Consider the following 14,780-nt stretch of genomic DNA (forward strand, 5'->3'; position numbering starts at 1 on the left):
GGTGGCGAGGTTCCCTCGCCTTGGCGCTCACTATTCGCTTCCGCCCGGGTTGCAGCCAGTGACAGCTGTCAGCCATCGCGGGTTACGCCGAGGCGCGCCCGCCCTGCCCTCACCCGGCCGGGCACATGCCGTTAACGGCCCGGCCCTATGCTGGGGCCTCATTGGAGACCTGCGAGGTAAAAACCATGACCAAGCTGCACGCACTGATGCTGGCCGGCGGCCTGCTCGCGCTGAGCCCGCTGGCCTCGGCCGAGACCGTGAATCTGACCAACAGCGCCGAGGGCGCCAACCGCGATGCCGGTATCACTGCGGTCAAGAAGAAACTGCAGGACGCGTGTACCGAGCGCAAGGGCTCGCCCGATGCTGCCTCGTTCGAGGTGGTCTTCGAGAAGACCAGCCCGAACCCGAACGTACCCAAGCCGTACTACGTGGACGGCAGGATGAAGTGCGACCTGCCGGGCTGAGGCGATTCAACCACCGGTGCCGGAAATGCGCCGCCGGTACTGCGCCATCCACTCCAGCGACGGCGCAACACCGCCGAACGGGAAGAAGTGCGGGCTGACCGGGCCATGGGCGCTGGTCAGCCCCTTCACCAGGCGGTCAACGAACACCTCCGGCCCCGCCGTTCCCAGCAGCCGGCCGATCGAGATGCCATACCGGGCCAACATCGATGCACTGGCGCCCACGCCGCACATCGCGGCGTAGCGCATCAGCCGGGGGATGCTTGCCGGCCCCGGAACCCCGACCAGCACCGGAGCCGTGATGCCACGCGCGCGCAGTGCATCCAGCCAGGCCAGCACGGTATCGGCATCGAAGGCGAACTGGGTGACGACCAAGGGGGCCATGCCACGTGCTTCGATGGCCTGGCATTTTCCCTCCAGCGCCTGCCAGCGTTCGTCACTGCTCATTACAGGATGCCCTTCCGGGTGCCCGCCGATAGCAACGACCTTGATGCCGGATTGCTCCAGAACACCGGTCTGGATGATCGAAGCACTGTCGGCAAACGGTCCGACAGGCGTGGCCAAGTCGCCCGCGATCAGCAGGCAACGCGCGACCCTGGCTTCGCTGGCGGCACGCTGCAGAAAGCGTTCAAGCGCTGCGCGTGACCCGACGCGCCGCGCAGACAGATGCGGCATCGGCTCGAATCCGAGCGCGCGCACCGTGCGCGCGGCGGCCAGTCGGGCGTCGTCATCCTCGCTGGCCAGCCAGGGAATGGAGATGACGGTACCGCACGGGATCCGATCCGCCTCGGCGCACAGCGCGGGCATGGCCTTCGCACTGACTTCCAGTGAAAAGGCGTTGATGAAGGCGTCCGCCCGCAGTGACAGGCCTGCAGGCATCAACGCGCTCCGCCCACATTGCCGGCAAGCGGCGAGCTGTTACGGGCCAGTTCGATGAAGGCCTGCAGGTAGTCGATGCCGGTATCGGCCTCGCGCGCACCCAGATAGATCTGCTTGGGAATGCCCTTGGCGCCCAGGCGCACCGGCACCACGTCCATGCGCGCGGCGTACTCCTCAACCAGCCAGCGCGGCATGGCGGCCACGCCGCGGCCGCTGGCCACCATCTGCATCATGATGTCGGTGGTTTCGATGGCCTTGTGGCGCCGCGGCGTGATGCCGGCCGGCAGCAGGAACTGGTTGTAGATGTCCAGGCGCTCGAACGGCACCGGGTAGCTGATCAGCACTTCCTGGCTGAGCTGGCGCGGCTTTACGTGGTTCACCTTGGCCAGGGCGTGGTTGCTGGCCACCACCAGCACCTGCTCGTAGTCGAACACCGGGATGAACTTCAGGCCCGGCTTCAGCAGCGGGTCGGGGGTGACCAGCAGGTCGATCTCGTAGCCGAACAGCGCGCCGATACCGCCGAACTGGAACTTCTGCTTGACGTCCACGTCCACATCCGGCCACGCGGCCAGATACGGCGAGACGATCTTCAGCAGCCACTGGTAGCAGGGATGGCATTCCATGCCGATGCGCAGCGCGCCACGCTCGCCCTGTGCGAACTGGCCCAGCCGCTCCTCGGCCAGGTCCAGCTGTGGCAGCACCCGGTTGGCGACTGCCAGCAGATATTGCCCGGCCTGGGTCAGCCGCAGGCTTCGGCCTTCGCGCAGCCAGACATCGGTACCCAGCTGCTGCTCCAGCTTCTTCATGCTGTGGCTGAGCGCCGACTGGGTCAGGTTGAGCACGCCGGCAGCAGCGGTGAGCGAGCCCTGCAGCTCGACCTGCTGCACGATGCTGAGGTGAATCCGCTCCAGCATGATGATGAATCTCGCTCATGGATTGGTGAAGTAATACCATTTTACGTCATGGAAGGCACTGACTAGGATCGGGTCATGCTTTCACCTGCCCGCCCCCTTCGAATCGTCGCCGTCTCCGGCGGATTGCAACGCCCTTCCAGGGCCGCCACGCTGGCCGAGCATCTGCTGGGCCTGATCGGCGAGGACATCCATTGCGAGCAACACCTGATCGAACTGGGCGAGCTGGCGCCGCAGCTGGCCGGCGCACTGTGGCGCTCACAGGTGTCCGACGCTGTGGAGCGGCAGCTGGTTGCTGTTGAACAGGCCGATGTACTGGTGGTGGCAACGCCGGTCTACCGGGGTTCGTACACGGGGCTGTTCAAGCACTTCTTCGACTTCATCCACCAGGACGCACTGGTCGACACCCCCATCCTTCTGGCCGCCACCGGTGGCAGCGAGCGCCACTCGCTGGTGATCGACCATCAGCTGCGCCCGCTCTTCAGCTTCTTCCAGGCGCGCACCCTGCCACTGGGTATCTACGCCACCGATCGCGATTTCGCCGACGGCCGCGTGCACAGCGACGCCCTGATCGAGCGGGCGCGACTGGCGGTACGGCGGGCCATGCCGCTGCTGGCGCTGCCCCGCCATCGTGCCACCGCCCTTGAGACCGCCGCAGCTCTTTGAATGCCGGATGCCCTCGCCCGCATCCGGGTGCCACCCCGCAACACGGAACGCCGCCCATGACGACCGACACCTTCACCTTCAGCATCACGCGCATCCCCTTCAACGAGGATTACCAGCCGGCCGAAGGCACGCGCATCACCACCAACTTCGCCAACCTGGCGCGCGGCGCGTCCCGGCAGGAAAACCTGCGCAACACCATCCGCATGATCAACAACCGCTTCAATGATCTGGCGCATTGGGACAACCCAAGCGCCGATCGCTACGCGGTCGAGCTCGACATCATCTCGGTGGAGATGCACATCGACGGCGCCGACGGCAGCGATCCTTTCCCGTTGATCGAAGTGTTGCGCCCGACCATCGTTGACACGCACACCGGCGCGCGCACCGAAGGCATCGTCGGCAACAACTTCTCGTCCTATGTCCGTGACTACGACTTCAGCGTCGTGCTGCCGGCCAGCAACGAAGGCAAGGACACCTTCCGCCTTCCGGAGGGCTTTGGCGACCTGCACGGCAAGCTGTTCCAGCACTTCCTGGAGTCTGACGCCTACCGTGCCAACTTCAGCAAGGGGCCGGTGATCTGCATCAGTGTTTCCAGCAGCAGGACCTACCACCGCACCGAGAACCATCACCCGATCCTGGGCGTGGAATACCGCCAGGGTAAGTTCTCCCCCACCGACCAGTACTTCGACAAGATGGGCCTGCGGGTGCGCTATTTCATGCCACCGGGCAGCGTCGCACCGCTGGCGTTCTACTTCCAGGGCGACCTGCTGGGCGATTACTCGAACCTGGAACTGATCGGCACCATCAGCACGATGGAGGCCTTCCAGAAGATCTACCGCCCGGAGATCTACAACGCCAACTCCGTGGCCGGCAAGGTCTACCAGCCCAGCCTGAAGCACCAGGACTACTCCTCCACCCGCATCGTCTACGACCGCGAAGAGCGCAGCCAGTTGGCCATCAAGCAGGGCCGGTTCACCGAAGAGCACTTCATCAAGCCATACCGCGCCGTGCTTGAGCAGTGGGCCGCCCGCTGATCCATCAAACTTCCATTCTCCCCCAGGACACACGACACAATGCCGACGAAGACGCTGCTCCCCACCTCCACTGCAGGCAGCCTGCCCAAGCCTTCCTGGCTGGCCGAGCCCGAGAAGCTCTGGTCACCGTGGAAGCTGCAGGACGAAGCCCTGGTTGAAGGCAAGCGGGATGCGCTGCGCCTGTCGCTGCAGGAACAACAGCATGCCGGCATTGATATCGTCAGCGACGGCGAGCAGACCCGGCAGCACTTCGTTACCACCTTCATCGAACACCTCAGCGGCGTTGATTTCGAGAAGCGCGAGACCGTGCGCATCCGCAACCGCTACGATGCCAGCGTGCCGACCGTGGTCGGCGCAGTGAGCCGTCCGAAGCCGGTGTTCGTGGAGGATGCGAAGTTCCTGCGCCGCCAGACCACGCAGCCGATCAAGTGGGCGCTGCCCGGCCCGATGACGATGATCGATACCCTGTACGACGCGCATTACAGGAGCCGCGAGAAACTGGCCTGGGAGTTCGCGAAGATCCTCAACGAGGAGGCGAAGGAGCTGGAGGCCGCCGGCGTTGACATCATCCAGTTCGATGAGCCGGCCTTCAACGTGTTCTTCGACGAAGTGAACGACTGGGGCGTGGCCGCGCTGGAGCGTGCGATCGAAGGACTGAAGTGCGAGACCGCCGTGCACATCTGCTACGGCTACGGCATCAAGGCCAACACCGACTGGAAGCAGACGCTGGGATCGGAATGGCGCCAGTATGAAGAATCGTTCCCCAAGCTGCAGACCTCCAACCTCGACATCATCTCGCTGGAATGCCAGAACTCGCACGTGCCGATGGACCTGATCGAGCTGGTGCGTGGCAAGAAGGTGATGGTCGGTGCCATCGACGTGGCCTGCAACACGGTGGAATCGGCGGAGGATGTGGCCCACACCCTGCGCAGGGCGCTGCAGTTCGTGGATGCCGACAAGCTCTACCCGAGCACCAACTGTGGCATGGCGCCGCTGGCGCGCGATGTGGCCAGGGGCAAGCTGCGCGCACTCAGCGCGGGGGCGAGGATCGTGCGCGAGGAACTCTCGGCATAAGCCTGGCCGGGGAGGCATTGCCGTTCGAATGCCGGCTTGACGGAGCCTGCCCGGGTATCGACCAGGCTCCACCTCGCCCCTGCAGCTCCGGCCGGGTCTTCATCGCGGGCTGTCGCGGCGTCAGTGCCTGTTTGATCCGTACCACCTCACCCGCCCCAGCCTCGGCCAGCCGGCGGGCCTGCTGCCGTTGTTCCCGCGAAAGTGCGGGCGACGGCGCAGCCTTTGATTCCGGCGCCACGTCCACCAGGCGTGCCACCGCCTCGCGCAGCCGCAGCTGTGGGCAAAGCCGCGCGGCACACCAGCGCTCGGCGTAGCGCCTGGCCTGCCGCACATTCGTGGCGGCCACCACCTTGGTCTGGGACATCTTGCGTGCGTCCAGGTACACCCGGAACCCGAGCACGGCATGCGGCACGATGTTGGCTACGGAACGCCCGTTCCACCACAGGTCCCAGCGCTCGCCGCTCTGCACCCAGCCCGAGGGCCGGCGGGCTATCATGAAATCGGGAGCGCTGGAGGGCGAATGCATGGCCGTAAGAATACGGTCGGCCGTCGCATGGACTGAGATTGCGGAGTGGCGCTGGCAACCTCACAACGCATCTGCCGCAGTGAAGCCCTCTTTACCACTCCCCTCTTTACCACTCTGGGCCGAGCAGTTTCTCCACCTCGGTTTCGAGCCTCTTGGCGGCTTCCTCCTGCGAGGCCACCTTGATGCACAGCCCGGACTGGGCGGGCCCGAGGGTCAACCGGTAACGGTTGATGGTGCCGCCGCCGTCGCCATCCAGTTCCACCCGGGGCACCCCGGTTCGGCCATTGGCGTTGAAGGTCCAGTCCTGGTAGTCGAACATCGTTGAGTCCACCGCAACGCCCTGAATGGCTCCCACCTTATGCGGGGAGGTGGTGAAGAGCGCCGAAGAAACGTTCGTGGAGCGTGGTTACCGGGCACGCCACACGATCATGCGCTGGGTGGTGATGCAGACCAGCAGGATTCCGCGGTTTCCACCGGACATCGAGGCGCGCCTGACACCGGACGCCGGTGATCCCTGTGTCCGCGACGCTTCGATGAATCCACTGGACCTGCACTGACCCATCAATGCAGCGGCACCTTCAGCACCGAAGGCGCGTTGGCCGGCGAGCTGAAGGTGACCGCACCGCCGAGCTGGCTGATGCCCGCATAGCGCAGGTCCACGGTATCGACCACCAGGGTCAGCCGGCTGCCGGTCGGTAGGTTCCAGCTGCTGGCTTCCAGGCGAAGATCGATGGTTCTCGGCTGGCCGGGCGTGGCACCGCGCAGGGTGTACGGCTTGTGGCTGATCAGCTGGCCGTTGCCCAGCATATCCTCGGCATACAGGTAGGCATACAGCGTGGTGTTGGCGCGCGTGGGCGTCACCGTCAGCCGCACTTCCGGTGCGCCATCCAGGCGGCGTGCACTCCAGTAGATCGGGCCTTGCCAGACGCCTGCGGCGTTGCGGCCAACGAACGGCACATAGGCGCCGGGCGGCAGGTTGAACATCTGCAGCGCGCCGGACGCCATCACCACGCCGGAGTTGGCGGCAGTCAGCAGGCCGCTGCCGATCCGGTAGTTCCAACCGGTGCCGCCACCGCTCTCGGCCAGCCCTCCGGTGGGCAGCAGCAGCCCGGTCGGCGCGGTCAGCCCGTAGCTTACGGCGCCGGTAGAGGTGGCCTGCCAGTCCGGATAACGGCTCCAGCTGCCCTTCTGCGACTTCAACTGCACCGCCGGCTGGCGGTCGATGCCATTGGCCACGCCCTTGAGGTAGTGGTCGAACCAGTCGCCCACCACGGCATAGACTTCATTGGGAATGCCGAGCGCACCGAAGGCTTCGTTGAGGGCGTGGTCGCCATGGCGCAGCTGCAACTGCTTGGGTCCCTTCAGGCGGGTAAAGAAGTCGACCAGCTGGCCCGGCGGGAACAGGCTGTCGTTGAAGGCGTTGGCGAGGAATACCGCGGGTTGGTTGGCATTGATCTCATCAAGGCTGCTGGCCGGGCTGCGCTGTGCCGCTACCGGCAGCAGCGAGTCCACCGCCCCCTGGTAGTTGCCGACCAGCACATTGCGGTTGATGGTGGTCAGCTCCGCTCCGGGGCGGCCAGTCGCCAGGCCCGCTGCCACCAGCAGGGCGATGCCCTGTGCGCTGGGCGTGTCATGGCTGTAGAGCGACGCCTGCAGGTCGGCCCAGCCGCTCAGCGCGGCAACGGCCTTGATGCGCGGATCGCGTGCCGCCGCCAGCAGGCTGGTGCCGGCCCCGTAGGAGATGCCAGAGACACCGATCCTGGCCGGATCGGCCCGGGTGTTGGCCAGCGCCCAGTCGATCAGGGCACTGACGTCTTCGACCGTGGCGGGCCCGGCGATGTCGATGCTGCCGCCGGACTCCCAGAAGCCGCGCGAGCTGTAGCTGATGACCACATAGCCGCGCTGCGCCAGCGACTGTGCCACGCCCACGTACTCCACGCTGGGCACTGCCCAGCTGCTGGGCATCACCAGCAGCGGATAGCGGCCACTGCCGGCATCCTGGGGTTCGATGACGAAGGCCCCGAGGGGCGTGCCATCCCAGCTGGGGATGGTGCGATGGGTGGTCTTGACCGTGGCCGCCAGGGCCGCGGGCGCCAGCCCGGTCAGCAGGATCAACAGCAGCAGAACCTTGCGCATCGTTGTCTCTCCCCGTCGGTGGTGGTGCAACGGATCGGACCGTACCAGTGCGAATGGTGGCTGGCACCTTGCGACGCAACATGCCGCAAAGCGCGCCTTGCTATGCTTCGAGGCACTGCGGGCCCTCCGCAGTCTCCCATCAAAGCAAGGACGCCCCCGATGCACAGGATGCTCGTCGCAGGCACGCTCTCCAGCGTCGCCTGTCTGTTCGCCCCTTCAGTGTTGGCGGAAGATGCCCCCGAACCGGCCAACGACTGCGCGGAGATTGCGCGACTGATGGCCAACGACGACTTTGCGGCACTCGACGCGATGGCCGCGCGTTTCCGCAAGGGCGAGCTCAACGCCGCCGGCCAATCCCGGCTCGGCCGTTTCTACATCTGCATGTCGCGTGCAATCGGCACGTCGCGGCAGGAGGTTCAAGCCTGGAATGACTGGTCTGCATGGGCGGCGCGCTGGGTTCAGCACGCGCCGAAGTCTGCGGCGGCCCACCTGATCACCGCACGGATTCCACTCAACCTGGCCTGGAGCTACCGCGGCAACGGTTACGCCAACACCGTCAACGCCGAAGACTGGGCACAGTTCCATGAGTACAACGCGGTTTCGCGGGCCTACCTGCAATCGCATGAGGATGTTGCCGGCGGCGACCCGTTCTGGCACGAAATGAACGTGCTGATCGCGCTGCGCGAAAGCGCGGATGACGACGAAATGCTGGCGCTCGTTGATCGCGCAGCGAAGGCCTTCCCCGACTACGAACCACTGCACCTCATTGCCATGGAGTACTTCACGCCGGCCTGGGGTGGCAGCGCGCAGAAGATGGGAGCCTTCGCGCGGCACTCGATGGCCAGTGCACCAAAGAAGAAGGGGGCCATGCGCTACGCACGGCTGTACTGGTCGGCCACCGAATATTCGCCCGATCACTTCCGCGCAGCGAAGCCCGATTGGCCGCTGATGCGCCAGGGGCTGGACGAAATCGCCCAGCAGTACCCGACCATCGACAACCTGGAATCGATCGTCCGCTATGCCTGCCTGGCACGCGACGGCGACGCACTGGTCCGCTGGAATCGTTTGTGGTTGAGCCGCGCCGGTTTCGACGAGGCGGCCATTGCGCACTCGACCGAGCAAAGCAAGGCCGCATGCCTGGCGCCGGACGAAGAACAGGAAACATTCCTGTAGCGCCCGCCGCCGCAGGCCCAGGGGCGCAGCTGGCAGGCCTGCCAGGCGCCTAGCACGCGCGCGTGTCATCCACGCGCCGCGTGATCTGACATATCACCAGTGCTTGCGCATGATCACAGCTTCGCCCTTTCGTCATTGACCACAAGGCGCCAGCTTGTGACGCTTATGACACCGCAGGGCTGATGGCCCAACAACGCGGCCAGGTTCCACCGCAATCCGCAGCACCCGTCTCCGCAGCATCTCCGCATGTCCTCGCCCCGGCCAGGTCGTGACGGGCGGCTGCGCCCTGAATCTTCTGCTGGAGAATCGAAATGCGCTTTGCAAGCTTTGTCTTTGCTTTCGTACTCAGTGCTTTTGCCGGTGCTGCACAGGCCCAGGTGGTCACCCTCAACAAGGGCGGCTTCGTGCTGACCTACGACTGCAGCATCCACAGCGCCACCCGCTACGAGTACACGCTTACCGCCGATACCGGTTCGGCCGCACGGCCGTCCAGCTTCTACAAGGACCCGGACCTGCCGGCCGGTTGCCTGGGCCAGACCAGCACCGCGTCCTACGCCAGCATCAGATCCGGCTATGACCGTGGCCATCTGGTCACGTCCAACCACATGGACTACGACGCGACCTACATCCGCCGCGCCAACTACATGACCAACATCGTGCCGCAGGTGTCCAGCTTCAACCAGGGCATCTGGGTGAAGGCCGAGAACGTGGCCGAGTGCTACCGCGACATCGCACCAGTGGACGTCTACGGTGGCGTGGTCTACGGCGACGCCGCCAACGATTACTTCCTGGCCAGCCATGGCATCCCGACCCCGGAGTTCTTCTGGAAGACGATCATCACCCGTGACCCGAACACCGGAACCGCCAAGGCGATCAGCTGGATCATTCCCAACGAGGCCAACCTGGGCAGCCTGGACAACTACCTGGTGACGATTGCCGATCTGGAGGAGCTGCTGGGCGCCAGCTATGTGGCGATCAACGCACCGACCTCGCTGAAGAACATGCTGCCTGCCAGCACCTGGCCGCAGCCGGCGGGCTGTGATCTGGGCTGATCGGCCTGCCGGGAATGCGTGGCACCCGGTCCGGGTGCCAGGCAAGGATGGCTGTGGGAAAATGACGGGCAATTGCACCACCGCATTGCGCCCTGGAGTTGTAGATGCCCCTTTTCCCCTTCGATGCCGTGCTGTTCGACTGCGACGGCGTACTGGTCGATTCCGAGCCGCTGGTGGCCCGCGTGCTCTCGGAAATGCTGACCGCACGCGGCTGGCCGCTGACGCCTGCGCAGGCCGGCGAGGTCTTCCTGGGCCAATCCGTGGCCCATCTGGCCGGGCTGATCGCAGAGCGCACCGGCAAGCCGTTCACCGAGGAATGGCTGGAGGAGTTCCGCCAGCAGCGCAACCGGGCGCTGGAACGGGATCTGGAGCCGATCCGGGGGGCACCCGAGGCCGTGCGTGCGATCGCCGCAGCGACCGGTGGCCGCATTGCCTGCGCGTCCGGTGCCGACCTGATCAAGGTGAAACTGCAGCTGGGCAAGGTCGGCATCCTCGATGCATTCGGCGACCACGTCTACAGCGGCCAGGACATGCCGAACACCAAGCCGCACCCGGACGTCTACCTGGCGGCCGCTGCCGCGCTGGGTGTGGATCCGAAGCGCTGCGCGGTCATTGAAGACACCGTGACCGGCGCGACCGCCGGCGTCGCGGCGGGTGCAACCGTGTTTGGCTTCAGCGAGGGCGGCCCGCACCACAGCACGCCGGAGGCCCTGCGCGCTGCGGGTGCGAAGGTGATCTTCCAGCGCATGGACCAGCTGCCGGCATTGCTGGCGGCCTACGCCGCCGACGCTGCTGCCTGAGGCGGCCTCAGCCTGCAGCGCCCAGCGTGGCGCTGCGGCGTGTCCCGGTGTAATGCAGCACGAACAGGTACAGGCCAGTGAACAGCTGCAGGAACAATGGCGGCAGCGGCGAATAGGTGATCCACGCTGCCGGCTCGCCCTGCCCCAGCCCGCGAGCGGCGAAATTGGCGATCACCGCCAGGGTAAAGACGATCGAGGTCCAGCGATGCACGGGCCGCGCCCAGCCACCCCGGCTCATTGACGGCGCCTCGCTTCGGAGCGGGCTTCGATCATCTTCCAGCCATTGCCGGACGGGTCACGGAATCCGGCATCGATGGCGCCATAGCGTTCGACCGGCTCCTGGGTGAACTCGACGCCCCGTGCCAGCCATTGCGTATAGCGCGCCCGACAGTCATCGACGGCCAGCACCAGCGGCGGCATTGCGCCTTTCGCCACCAGCTGCTGCAGTGCCTGCGCGGTGGCCGCGTCGTGTGTGGGCGGGCCCGGAACGAACAGCCCCAGCTGGAATCCGTCCTGGTCGGGGCTGCGTACCGTCAGCCAACGGTAGCTGCCATTGCGCACATCGGTGTGCACTTCGAAACCGAGCATGCCGACGTAGAACGCGAGCGCTTCATCCTGGTCGCGCACATAGAGGCCGACCGTGTTCACAGTGTTTGTCATGGGACCTCCCTCACGTGGGATCCACGTTAGCAACCGCCGCGCGCCGGCGCTTCTCCAAAACTGCCATGTTCAGGTCCGGTCGCTGCGCGGCACGTGCGTGGCACTCCGGCACGCAGGCCGGCGTCGCCTGGCCGGCCCGCTCACGCTCGCGCACGTTGCCCGGGCTGTCGCCGGTGATGTCACGGAAGATGCGGCCGAAGGTGCCCAGGCTGCTCCAGCCGGTCTGCGCGGCGATCTCGGTGACCGGCAGATCGGTGTCACGCAACATCGCCACGGCCCGTTCGATGCGGCGGCTCAGCAGGTAGCGGTGCGGCGGCAGCCCGAAGGCCTGCTTGAACGAACGCGCGAAATGCGCGGGCGATACGGCACTCACTTCGGCCAGGCGGGCCACCGGCCAGTCCTCGTGGCTGGCATGGTCCATCCGGTCCTTGGCACGCAGCAGGCGTCTCAGCAGTTCAGGGCTCTGGTTCATGCCGCCACCGTGCGCGCCAGATGATGTCGCGCCGCATGCCTGGCCTGCGCGGCCTGCTCGCCCAGCCAGTCACCGAATGCAATGACCTTGGCGCTCCGGCTGCGCGCCGTCGGTGCCACGAACCAGAAGACACGCCCGTCGCTGGCCACACCGGGATGTGCCTGCACCAGGCGCCCGCTGTCCAGTTCGGCCTGGAACAGGATTGGCGAGGCAATGGCGATGCCCTGCCCGGCAATGGCCGCGCCGACATCCAGATGCTCTACCGCAAAGGGGCTGACCAGGCTCGCCTCGGCCGGCGGCGGAACCGCGCCATGTGCGGAAAACCACAGTGCCCACCAGTCGGGCCTGCCGAGCAGCGGAACCTCCAAGGCCCGGCGCCCGAGCCCGTCTGCCGCCGGCAGCAGCGCTGGCGCGCACAACGGGGTGAAAATGCTGGGGAACAGGGGCGTGGCCTGCAGCCCGGGCCACTCGCCATGCCCATTGCGGATGGCAGCATCAAAATGCCCGGCGGCCAGGTCCTGCGGCTCTGCCGACAGGTCCAGTTCCAGCACGATGCTCCGATGGCGGCTGCGGAAACTGCCCAGCCGCGGTGTCAGCCAACTGGTGCCCAGCGTGGGTAGCACGGACAGGCGCAGTCGCGCCGCATCCATGTCTGCGGCGCGCATGAAGCTGGCACGCAGTGCATCGAATGCCCGGGTGGCCTCCTGCGCGACGCTGGCACCCGTCGCCGTCAGTTCTACGTGCTGTGCATGGCGCAGGAACAGGCAGGTGCCGGTCTGGGCCTCCAGCCGGCGCACGTGGTAACTCACCGATGCCGCGCTGGTGTCGAGCTCCTCGGCGGCACGGGCAAAACTGCCCAGCCGCGCCGCCGCTTCGAAGGCGCGGATGGCGGCAAGCGATGGAAGCTGGCGTTGGGTCACCATAAGTGTGGCTTAGCCTGAGCCCGGATATCTGCGTGGTCAATCCCCCTCGCACCCGCAACGATGGAGGCACTTCCGGCAAGGGGTCACGCACATGGATCGACGGCAGTTCCTGGCCACCTTGGCCGCAGTGGCAGCCTCAAGCGCCCTACCCTCGGGGCGGCCCCTGTCCAGCCACAGCGAAGACTGGAAATGGTTGCAGGGCAACTGGCAGGTCCGGCACCAACGCCTGAAGGAGCGCCTGGTGGGCGACACCCGCTGGGAAGCCTTCACCGGCGCCAGCGCGGTCTGGCTCACCCTGGGCGGGCTCGGCACCATCGATGACAACGTCATGGCGCTGCCTTCGGGCCCGTACAGAGGCCTGGGCGTGCGTGCTTTTGATCCAGTGTCTTCCACGTGGTCGATCTGGTGGATCGATGGGCGCAACCCTGCCCATATCGAAGCGCCCGTGCGCGGCGTCTTCGAAGGCGATGGCGGCAGCTTCCGTGGTCGTGATCACTTCAAGGGACGCCCCATCGACGTCTGGTTCCGCTGGCATGACATCCATGGCGAGGAGCCGTGGTGGGAGCAGGCGTTCTCCGACGATGCCGGCGCGCACTGGGAAGTGAACTGGCGCAACTGGTTCCGCCGCACTGCGGCGGTCCCCTCTCCGCTTCCGAAGCTGCCGGATGCACCGCGCGATTTTGATTTCCTGGTGGGCCATTGGAACGTGCGCCATCGTCGCCTGCGCGCTCGGCTGGCAGGCAGTGATGCGTGGGACGCGTTTAACGGCACCCTGCACAACTGGGCGGTACTGGGAGGATTCGGCAACGTAGGCGACAACCTTATGGACGTGCCGGGAGCACCGCTGCGCGGCATGGGTATCCGCGCCTGGAACGCCGCTGAGCGGCACTGGCTGAGCTGGTGGCTGGATGGCCGGGAGCCGACCCGGATCGGCGCGCCGCTGCGCGGTGGTTTCGAGGCCGGTGTCGGCCGCTTCTTCGGCGAAGACCAGCACGACGGACGGGCGATCCAGACGCGGGTGATCTGGTCACGCATTACCCCGCGCTCGGCGCGCTGGGAACAGGCGGCTTCGACCGATGGGGGACGCAGTTGGGAAACCAACTGGGTCAGCGACTTCGAGCGGCAGGCATGAAAGCGCGGCTGGCCGTGATGCTGCTGGTTGCTGCGTCGCCCCCCGCGACTCCCTCAAGGGTGCTGCAGATCGTCGGCTCCGCTGAACGCTTTGCGCCGGGCGTTGCATCCACGCAGTACGACGAGATTCGACTGACCCTGAGCCCGGACGGAAACACCGCGCTGTGGTTCAGCCGCAACCGTCCCGGCGGTCCGGGCGGGTATGACATCTGGGTCTCCCGCCACGACGGGCAGCGCTGGCGGCCGGCGACGCCGGTCTCGTTCAACACGCCGGGACGAGACTTCGATCCCGCCTTTTCTGCCGATGGCCGTACGGTGTATTTCTGTTCGGATCGAGCAGGCGGCCAGGGCGGCGACGATCTGTACCGGGTCAGCATTGGACGTGACGGTCGATTCGGCGAACCGGAGAATCTGGGCCCCGCGGTGAACAGCGCGGCCGACGAGTTCGCGCCGATGCTCTCGCCGGACGGTCGTACGCTGTTGTTCTCCAGCGATCGCGCGGGCGGTGCCGGCGGCCATGACCTCTACAGCGCCACGATGATCGGCGGCGTGGCGCAGCCGGCGCGGCCGCTGGCGGGTGGCATCAATACCGCCGCACAGGAGTTCGATGCCACGTTCCTGGGCGACGGCCGAACGGTGGTGTTTGCCCGCGCCCTGGACTTCGCCACTGCACCGGTCCGCCAGTTCATTGCCTACGAGCGTGGAGGCCGTTATGACGCGGGCCATGCATTGCCCTCCCCGGTGAACGAAGCCTCCGGCGACAGCTACGGTGCGATGCTGGATGGCTCGCAACCTGACACTTTGACCTATTCGGCGCGGCGCGCAGACGGTGCGGGGTTGGACCTGTACCGCATCCGCTACCGTTCGGGCGAACCATGATCC

At 66.3% G+C, this 14,780-nt stretch carries 19 protein-coding genes; 10 read left to right on the top strand and 9 right to left on the bottom strand.

The window, feature by feature from the left end; all coding sequences use genetic code 11:
- The first annotated feature begins 185 nt into the window (after positions 1-185).
- The gene (locus RCF13_RS22270) at positions 186-464 is read left to right on the top strand and encodes a hypothetical protein (protein WP_061478298.1); all 279 of its coding nucleotides are present in this window, start codon (positions 186-188) and stop codon (positions 462-464) included.
- Between the two features lie 6 nt (positions 465-470).
- On the opposite strand, the gene RCF13_RS22275 is transcribed toward RCF13_RS22270, so the two are convergent.
- Complete coding sequence (locus tag RCF13_RS22275) at positions 471-1,340, bottom strand: methylenetetrahydrofolate reductase (protein ID WP_061478299.1); 870 nt, start codon at positions 1,338-1,340, stop codon at positions 471-473.
- Positions 1,340-2,254, bottom strand: a complete 915-nt coding sequence (locus RCF13_RS22280; protein ID WP_134967787.1) for a LysR family transcriptional regulator — start codon at positions 2,252-2,254, stop codon at positions 1,340-1,342. Before RCF13_RS22280 ends, RCF13_RS22275 begins: the two co-directional genes overlap by 1 nt.
- Before the next feature lie 75 nt (positions 2,255-2,329).
- On the opposite strand from RCF13_RS22280, the gene msuE reads away from it, so the two are divergent.
- The 3 genes from msuE to RCF13_RS22295 are packed head-to-tail and all read left to right on the top strand — an operon-like array spanning position 2,330 to position 5,025.
- Positions 2,330-2,917, top strand: coding sequence for an FMN reductase (gene msuE / locus RCF13_RS22285; protein WP_134967788.1), 588 nt, complete (start codon positions 2,330-2,332; stop codon positions 2,915-2,917).
- A gap of 56 nt (positions 2,918-2,973) precedes the next feature.
- Positions 2,974-3,951 (top strand): DUF1852 domain-containing protein, encoded by a 978-nt coding sequence (locus tag RCF13_RS22290; RefSeq protein ID WP_134967789.1) that lies wholly within the window; start codon positions 2,974-2,976, stop codon positions 3,949-3,951.
- A 39-nt stretch (positions 3,952-3,990) separates the two neighbouring features.
- On the top strand, positions 3,991-5,025 hold the full coding sequence (locus tag RCF13_RS22295) for a methionine synthase (protein WP_134967790.1): 1,035 nt from the start codon (positions 3,991-3,993) through the stop codon (positions 5,023-5,025).
- Here the strand turns inward: RCF13_RS22295 and RCF13_RS22300 are convergent.
- Entirely contained in the window at positions 4,982-5,551 is a 570-nt protein-coding gene (locus tag RCF13_RS22300; RefSeq protein ID WP_231352120.1) for a hypothetical protein, read from the bottom strand. The two genes, RCF13_RS22295 and RCF13_RS22300, sit on opposite strands and share 44 nt — an antisense overlap.
- A 106-nt stretch (positions 5,552-5,657) precedes the next feature.
- The gene (locus RCF13_RS22305; RefSeq protein ID WP_134967791.1) at positions 5,658-5,870 is read right to left on the bottom strand and encodes a hypothetical protein; all 213 of its coding nucleotides are present in this window, start codon (positions 5,868-5,870) and stop codon (positions 5,658-5,660) included.
- Positions 5,871-5,895: 25 nt separating this feature from the next.
- On the opposite strand from RCF13_RS22305, the gene RCF13_RS22310 reads away from it, so the two are divergent.
- Positions 5,896-6,108: a hypothetical protein gene (locus RCF13_RS22310; RefSeq protein WP_235643208.1), complete on the top strand. Its 213-nt coding sequence runs from the start codon at positions 5,896-5,898 to the stop codon at positions 6,106-6,108.
- Between the two features lie 4 nt (positions 6,109-6,112).
- Here RCF13_RS22310 and RCF13_RS22315 read toward each other — a convergent pair whose 3' ends face one another.
- Complete coding sequence (locus tag RCF13_RS22315; RefSeq protein WP_134967793.1) at positions 6,113-7,687, bottom strand: alpha/beta fold hydrolase; 1,575 nt, start codon at positions 7,685-7,687, stop codon at positions 6,113-6,115.
- A gap of 159 nt (positions 7,688-7,846) precedes the next feature.
- Between RCF13_RS22315 and RCF13_RS22320 the strand changes: the two genes are divergently transcribed.
- The 3 genes from RCF13_RS22320 (at position 7,847) to RCF13_RS22330 (ending at position 10,712) form a co-directional block, all read left to right on the top strand.
- Positions 7,847-8,860 (top strand): DUF4034 domain-containing protein, encoded by a 1,014-nt coding sequence (locus RCF13_RS22320; protein ID WP_134967840.1) that lies wholly within the window; start codon positions 7,847-7,849, stop codon positions 8,858-8,860.
- A 311-nt stretch (positions 8,861-9,171) separates the two neighbouring features.
- Entirely contained in the window at positions 9,172-9,912 is a 741-nt protein-coding gene (locus tag RCF13_RS22325) for a DNA/RNA non-specific endonuclease (RefSeq protein ID WP_061478308.1), read from the top strand.
- Positions 9,913-10,016: 104 nt separating this feature from the next.
- Positions 10,017-10,712, top strand: a complete 696-nt coding sequence (locus tag RCF13_RS22330) for an HAD family phosphatase (protein ID WP_134967794.1) — start codon at positions 10,017-10,019, stop codon at positions 10,710-10,712.
- Between the two features lie 7 nt (positions 10,713-10,719).
- On the opposite strand, the gene RCF13_RS22335 is transcribed toward RCF13_RS22330, so the two are convergent.
- The 4 genes from RCF13_RS22335 to RCF13_RS22350 are packed head-to-tail and all read right to left on the bottom strand — an operon-like array spanning position 10,720 to position 12,767.
- Positions 10,720-10,950 carry a hypothetical protein gene (locus tag RCF13_RS22335; RefSeq protein ID WP_134967795.1) on the bottom strand — a complete coding sequence of 77 codons (231 nt, stop codon included), beginning with the start codon at positions 10,948-10,950 and terminating at the stop codon, positions 10,720-10,722.
- The gene (locus tag RCF13_RS22340) at positions 10,947-11,372 is read right to left on the bottom strand and encodes a VOC family protein (RefSeq protein ID WP_061478311.1); all 426 of its coding nucleotides are present in this window, start codon (positions 11,370-11,372) and stop codon (positions 10,947-10,949) included. Before RCF13_RS22340 ends, RCF13_RS22335 begins: the two co-directional genes overlap by 4 nt.
- A 10-nt stretch (positions 11,373-11,382) precedes the next feature.
- Positions 11,383-11,844 (bottom strand): AraC family transcriptional regulator, encoded by a 462-nt coding sequence (locus RCF13_RS22345; RefSeq protein WP_061478312.1) that lies wholly within the window; start codon positions 11,842-11,844, stop codon positions 11,383-11,385.
- A complete protein-coding gene (locus tag RCF13_RS22350; protein WP_134967796.1) occupies positions 11,841-12,767 on the bottom strand; it encodes a LysR substrate-binding domain-containing protein in 927 nt (308 codons plus the stop codon). The genes RCF13_RS22345 and RCF13_RS22350 overlap by 4 nt, the downstream gene beginning before the upstream one ends.
- 91 nt (positions 12,768-12,858) lie before the next feature.
- On the opposite strand from RCF13_RS22350, the gene RCF13_RS22355 reads away from it, so the two are divergent.
- Positions 12,859-13,899, top strand: a complete 1,041-nt coding sequence (locus tag RCF13_RS22355; protein ID WP_231352122.1) for a hypothetical protein — start codon at positions 12,859-12,861, stop codon at positions 13,897-13,899.
- Positions 13,896-14,777: a PD40 domain-containing protein gene (locus RCF13_RS22360; RefSeq protein WP_134967797.1), complete on the top strand. Its 882-nt coding sequence runs from the start codon at positions 13,896-13,898 to the stop codon at positions 14,775-14,777. The genes RCF13_RS22355 and RCF13_RS22360 overlap by 4 nt, the downstream gene beginning before the upstream one ends.
- The last annotated feature ends 3 nt before the right edge of the window (positions 14,778-14,780 follow it).

The sequence above is a fragment of the Stenotrophomonas maltophilia group sp. RNC7 genome (assembly GCF_030910085.1).
In the GTDB taxonomy this organism is placed as follows: domain Bacteria; phylum Pseudomonadota; class Gammaproteobacteria; order Xanthomonadales; family Xanthomonadaceae; genus Stenotrophomonas; species Stenotrophomonas sepilia.

Bases quoted from the DNA above. Each gene is read 5' to 3' on its own strand.
- RCF13_RS22270 (WP_061478298.1), top strand. From the start codon at position 186: ATGACCAAGCTGCACGCACTGATGCTGGCCGGCGGCCTGCTCGCGCTG.
- RCF13_RS22275 (WP_061478299.1), bottom strand. From the start codon at position 1,340: ATGCCTGCAGGCCTGTCACTGCGGGCGGACGCCTTCATCAACGCCTTT.
- RCF13_RS22280 (WP_134967787.1), bottom strand. From the start codon at position 2,254: ATGCTGGAGCGGATTCACCTCAGCATCGTGCAGCAGGTCGAGCTGCAG.
- msuE (WP_134967788.1), top strand. From the start codon at position 2,330: ATGCTTTCACCTGCCCGCCCCCTTCGAATCGTCGCCGTCTCCGGCGGA.
- RCF13_RS22290 (WP_134967789.1), top strand. From the start codon at position 2,974: ATGACGACCGACACCTTCACCTTCAGCATCACGCGCATCCCCTTCAAC.
- RCF13_RS22295 (WP_134967790.1), top strand. From the start codon at position 3,991: ATGCCGACGAAGACGCTGCTCCCCACCTCCACTGCAGGCAGCCTGCCC.
- RCF13_RS22300 (WP_231352120.1), bottom strand. From the start codon at position 5,551: ATGCATTCGCCCTCCAGCGCTCCCGATTTCATGATAGCCCGCCGGCCC.
- RCF13_RS22305 (WP_134967791.1), bottom strand. From the start codon at position 5,870: ATGTTCGACTACCAGGACTGGACCTTCAACGCCAATGGCCGAACCGGG.
- RCF13_RS22310 (WP_235643208.1), top strand. From the start codon at position 5,896: ATGGCTCCCACCTTATGCGGGGAGGTGGTGAAGAGCGCCGAAGAAACG.
- RCF13_RS22315 (WP_134967793.1), bottom strand. From the start codon at position 7,687: ATGCGCAAGGTTCTGCTGCTGTTGATCCTGCTGACCGGGCTGGCGCCC.
- RCF13_RS22320 (WP_134967840.1), top strand. From the start codon at position 7,847: ATGCACAGGATGCTCGTCGCAGGCACGCTCTCCAGCGTCGCCTGTCTG.
- RCF13_RS22325 (WP_061478308.1), top strand. From the start codon at position 9,172: ATGCGCTTTGCAAGCTTTGTCTTTGCTTTCGTACTCAGTGCTTTTGCC.
- RCF13_RS22330 (WP_134967794.1), top strand. From the start codon at position 10,017: ATGCCCCTTTTCCCCTTCGATGCCGTGCTGTTCGACTGCGACGGCGTA.
- RCF13_RS22335 (WP_134967795.1), bottom strand. From the start codon at position 10,950: ATGAGCCGGGGTGGCTGGGCGCGGCCCGTGCATCGCTGGACCTCGATC.
- RCF13_RS22340 (WP_061478311.1), bottom strand. From the start codon at position 11,372: ATGACAAACACTGTGAACACGGTCGGCCTCTATGTGCGCGACCAGGAT.
- RCF13_RS22345 (WP_061478312.1), bottom strand. From the start codon at position 11,844: ATGAACCAGAGCCCTGAACTGCTGAGACGCCTGCTGCGTGCCAAGGAC.
- RCF13_RS22350 (WP_134967796.1), bottom strand. From the start codon at position 12,767: ATGGTGACCCAACGCCAGCTTCCATCGCTTGCCGCCATCCGCGCCTTC.
- RCF13_RS22355 (WP_231352122.1), top strand. From the start codon at position 12,859: ATGGATCGACGGCAGTTCCTGGCCACCTTGGCCGCAGTGGCAGCCTCA.
- RCF13_RS22360 (WP_134967797.1), top strand. From the start codon at position 13,896: ATGAAAGCGCGGCTGGCCGTGATGCTGCTGGTTGCTGCGTCGCCCCCC.